Annotated in this window: 6 protein-coding genes and 1 pseudogene; all 7 read right to left on the bottom strand. The window is 35.6% G+C overall.

Going from position 1 to position 4,288, the window contains the following annotated elements; all coding sequences use genetic code 11:
• Positions 1-85 precede the first annotated feature (85 nt).
• The gene (nusG, locus tag AC3E7H_RS09805; RefSeq protein WP_045763385.1) at positions 86-622 is read right to left on the bottom strand and encodes a transcription termination/antitermination protein NusG; all 537 of its coding nucleotides are present in this window, start codon (positions 620-622) and stop codon (positions 86-88) included.
• A gap of 57 nt (positions 623-679) precedes the next feature.
• The gene (gene secE, locus AC3E7H_RS09800; RefSeq protein WP_001211016.1) at positions 680-856 is read right to left on the bottom strand and encodes a preprotein translocase subunit SecE; all 177 of its coding nucleotides are present in this window, start codon (positions 854-856) and stop codon (positions 680-682) included.
• Positions 857-865: 9 nt separating this feature from the next.
• Positions 866-1,018 (bottom strand): 50S ribosomal protein L33, encoded by a 153-nt coding sequence (gene rpmG / locus AC3E7H_RS09795; RefSeq protein WP_001809375.1) that lies wholly within the window; start codon positions 1,016-1,018, stop codon positions 866-868.
• 172 nt (positions 1,019-1,190) lie between these two features.
• Positions 1,191-1,883 carry a phosphoglycerate mutase gene (locus AC3E7H_RS09790; RefSeq protein ID WP_000240128.1) on the bottom strand — a complete coding sequence of 231 codons (693 nt, stop codon included), beginning with the start codon at positions 1,881-1,883 and terminating at the stop codon, positions 1,191-1,193.
• A 136-nt stretch (positions 1,884-2,019) separates the two neighbouring features.
• A complete protein-coding gene (locus AC3E7H_RS09785) occupies positions 2,020-2,388 on the bottom strand; it encodes a hypothetical protein (RefSeq protein ID WP_049530250.1) in 369 nt (122 codons plus the stop codon).
• A gap of 1,036 nt (positions 2,389-3,424) precedes the next feature.
• Positions 3,425-3,811, bottom strand: a pseudogene (gene tnpA / locus AC3E7H_RS09780) (IS200/IS605 family transposase); the annotation flags it as partial.
• Positions 3,812-4,049: 238 nt separating this feature from the next.
• A partial coding sequence (locus tag AC3E7H_RS09775) for a MiiA motif-containing surface protein (RefSeq protein ID WP_490676495.1) occupies positions 4,050-4,288 on the bottom strand: 239 nt, incomplete at its 5' end.

The raw sequence follows: 4,288 nt of genomic DNA, 5'->3' as shown, positions 1-4,288 counted from the left end.
TGAGAAAGGCAGATGAGAGATAAAAAGACAACTGTTGTCTCTACAGTTGTCTTTGTTTGTGATTTTATATTGATAATATTCTTGATTAAAGTTCTGCAATCTGGTTAAGATTTACTTCTGCAACTGTATCATTCCCAAACATTGAGATAATCATCTTAACTTTATTGTTATCAATTTCTGTGATCTTACCTGTGTAATCTGCGAAAGCACCGTCAATAATACGAACAGTTTGACCAACTTCAACATCAATATCAAATTCTTGGACAGTTTGACCCATAGAAACTAAAATATCGCGAATTTCTTGTTCCAAAAGTGGAGTTGGTTTTGATCTATTTCCGTGTGAACCTACGAATCCTGTTACGTTTGGTGTGTTACGCACAACAAACCATGCTTCGTCGGTCATAACCATTTCTACAAGAACATACCCTGGAAAGCGATTTTCTTCGATTTCTTTTTTCTTTCCATTTTTTTCTACTTGCACTGTTTGTGTAGGAATTTCAACACGTAGAATATTTTCTAGCATATTGTATGTTTGTGCACGTTGCAATAGATTTTCTTTTACTTTATTTTCGTAGCCAGAATAAGTTTGTAGCACAAACCATCCTTTATCAAAACTATCCATGTTTTTTCCTTTCCTAACTGAAGAATTTCAGCGACTAGATCTTTTTCTTAGCTTATTTTAAAAAATATTAATAAAACGAATCAATCCGCTAACAATCAATTGGTCAAAAATATAAATCATCACTACAAAGAAAGCAGTGTATTCCATGATAGATTTAAAATCTAACCAACTTTCCTTGCGAGTCGGCCAAGTTGTTTCTTTAAGAAGTTTAAAAATATCCTTAATAAAACGCATCGTTTTCTCCTATCTCGTTTCTCGGTGTGTGGTGTACTTGCCACAGTGTTTACAAAATTTATTTACTTCTAAGCGTGTTGGTTTTGGATTTCCACTAATCTTAATCGAATAGTTTCTAGAACCACAAACCGCACAGGCTAGACTTGCTTTTTTAAGTGCCATAACGCCTCCATCTTACCTATTATAACAAGAATCCTCTGCTTTGACAAGTTAAATTCTTTTTTGAATTCTTAAATCTTTCACTGTAAAATTATCAAATAGGGCTTTCTTTCAATATCGTACCGAATTATTTAGAAATTGAAAAGCCTAGGAGTCATCCTAGGCTTCATGATACTTATTTACCAAGGTAGTATTCAGAAACTACGTTCAATTTTTCGTCAAATTCGAATACCAATGGTGGGAAGTTAGGGATTTCTACATCCATGATTTCGTCATCTGACAATTGTTTGATGTGTTTCACAAGGGCACGGATTGAGTTACCGTGTGCTCCTACGAATACATTTTTACCATCTTTAAGAGCTGGAGCGATTTTATCTTCCCAGAATGGAAGGGCACGTTCCAAAGTCACTTTCAAGTTTTCAGCATCTGGGATAACTGAGTCGTCAAGTGAAGCGTAACGACGGTCAGTGTGAGCTGAGTGCTCATCGTCGCGATCCATTGCTGGAGGCAATACATCGTATGAACGACGCCAGATGTGAACTTGTTCATCACCAAATTGTTCAGCTGCTTCAGCTTTGTTTTTACCAGTCAAACCACCGTAGTGACGTTCGTTCAAGCGCCATGATTTTTCAACTGGAACCCACAATTGGTCAGATGCTTCAAGAGCCAAGTTAGTTGTTTTGATTGCACGTTTCAATACTGAAGTGTAAGCTTGGTCAAATTCGATACCAGCTTCTTTGATCAATTTACCAGCGTCAATCGCTTGTTGTGTTCCTTTTTCAGACAAATCAACATCAGCCCAACCAGTGAAAAGGTTAGCTTTGTTCCATTCAGACTCACCGTGGCGAGCAAAAACCAATTTTACCATTTGATGGATACTCCTTTTATTTTCCGAGGTTTCCCTCGTTTATCTATTCTATTTTACACAATTTTTCACAAAAAAGCTAGTCAAAATCAATCAAAAAAGAGAAGAGACTTCTTGCCTCTTCTCTTTTAGTATAGAACTATCCTTCGATTTGGAAATGTTTTAAGCTTGACAAGTATAGCGCTCCACCAATGATGAGAATAATTCCACCAATCCATCCCAAGAACGGAATCAATGATACTACCGATCCAACGATAAATAAGATAGATGGAGCAAGTGAGATACGCTTGTCATCCTTGTAGTAGACAAGAGTGAGAATTCCTAGGATTAGAGTTGCGATTTTTACTAAAGTAAAAACAAGGAAAACAATTCCCAAAACTACTCCCGCAAAATCTTCATTTTCAGAAATAGCTGCAATCATAACGATAACGACTGGTAAAATTGCTAAAACAGCTCCTGCAATGATCCCAATAATTCCATCAACTTGTGCAAGTGTTTTTGTCTTCATAAATGTCTCCTAAAAATTTTATCTAATTGTAATTTTACCATATTTTAGTTTTTATTTAAAGTTTTTACCAGCCTGGTATGGAATTGATGATTCCTTTACTGGATCTCTATACGGGGCAAACTAGTGATATTTTAAGTGTAATTGTTCTATTTTTTTACTTGTTATTTTACATTATGTTCAGCTGTTCAAGTAATCCATTTATTTTTTCATAGCCTCGAGAAATATTCTCACTCAAATCAGAAACTATAGCTAACTTACCTCTAATTAGTAGAGAAGTATTTATCATTAGATTTGTTGCTAATCGTTAGTATTCCCCATTTATTAGTTTAGATTATACTCATCATTTATTTTTTTGATTATCCTATTATTTTAGAGGTTGACTTTAGTTACAAGACAGTTTCATTCTCAATCTCGATTATCTTCTAGATTTTCTAACTGTTTATATTTTCTATTTTGGCGGTTTAAACCCTTATGTAAGGCTATCTGAGTTAAATATCCATTTTCTTGTTCTATGCCTTACTCAGATTTAATTTAGTGCTTTTGATCGTTTCTGATAGAACTATACAACTACAGTGGATTGAACCTAGAATAGTACGACAAGGATTCTAAAGCGTTTTTAGAAATTAATTTGACTTTCCTAATCTCTTTGTTCACATCTTATTTCAATCCACTATAGTATTAATAAATTGTTGACTAATTTACATTCTGCAATTTTTACGAGATATCGTTATCAGGAAAAAATTTTATTTATCTGACTTCAAATAGTAAAACGAGTATTTGAAATCATAACCACCATACCAGGGCTATAAGCCCAAATTACCAGCCAGCGTCTTTAGACGCTGGCTTTCACGTTGTTCAAGCTCTATTGCGCTTGACTCGTCACTTGCCTCTTAAAGAGGCTTTAGTATTACTTACCACTATCCCTAAAGGGATCCTCATATTCTTTTACACTCAATTTATCTAGAGCTATATCATGCTGTACTCGTTCTCAAATTTTCATACTCGTGAAGAAATCATCCACTGGATAATTTCTTTAATCTTGAATATATTTCCTTATTGTGACTTCATTAAGCCCTACTGTACTCAAATAATAACCTTCCGCCCAGAAATGTCGATTACCAAACTTGTACTTGAGGTTGGCGTGTTTGCCAAACATCATGAGTGCACTTTTAGCCTTTAAATAACTCATGAAACTAGAAACACTTATCCTTGGTGGAACACTTACCAACATATGTACATGATCTGCCATCAAGTGTCCTTCAATAATTTCAACACCTTTATAACTACACAAGCGATGAAATATTTCACCTAAACTACTCCGATATTGATTATAGATGACTGTTCGTCTATACTTAGGGGTGAACACAATTTGATACTTACAGTGCCACTTTGTGTGTGATAAACTATGAGACTTTTGTGCCATGGTTTTCTCCTTTCGCTTTACAATTGGCTTGAACACCTTTATTGTATCGCGTTTGGAGTTTTTTTGGTATAACCTTCGACGCGCACCCGCATAGCGGGTGGTTTATTTGTCTCGCACCTCACGGAGCGAGACGACTAATAGTCACATAATCAAAAAACCGTAAGAATTTCTTCTTACGGTTTTTCTAGCAGTCTGAAAGAATAATCATTCTCAGTTTTGCTTTATTTGAGCTTTTTATTTACTTTTCTTCCTTGCGTTTTTTAGCGAAGAGAAGTCCACCTGTCGCTGCTGCAAGTAGTGCTAGACCAACTGAAGCATTAGATTGCTCTGTACCAGTATTTGGCAATTCTTTCGCTCCAGCTTTCTTAGATGCTGGGTTAGCAGATGACTCTTTAGTTGCTTTTTTCACTGTCTTCTCTGGTGTCAAGACTGCTACTGAACCATCTGGGAAGGTTACTGTCGCTGTTCCATCGTTAT

The organism is Streptococcus sp. SCPM-O-B-15304 (M98), from assembly GCF_058200215.1.
This window is presented reverse-complemented; position numbering and strand designations above follow the sequence as displayed.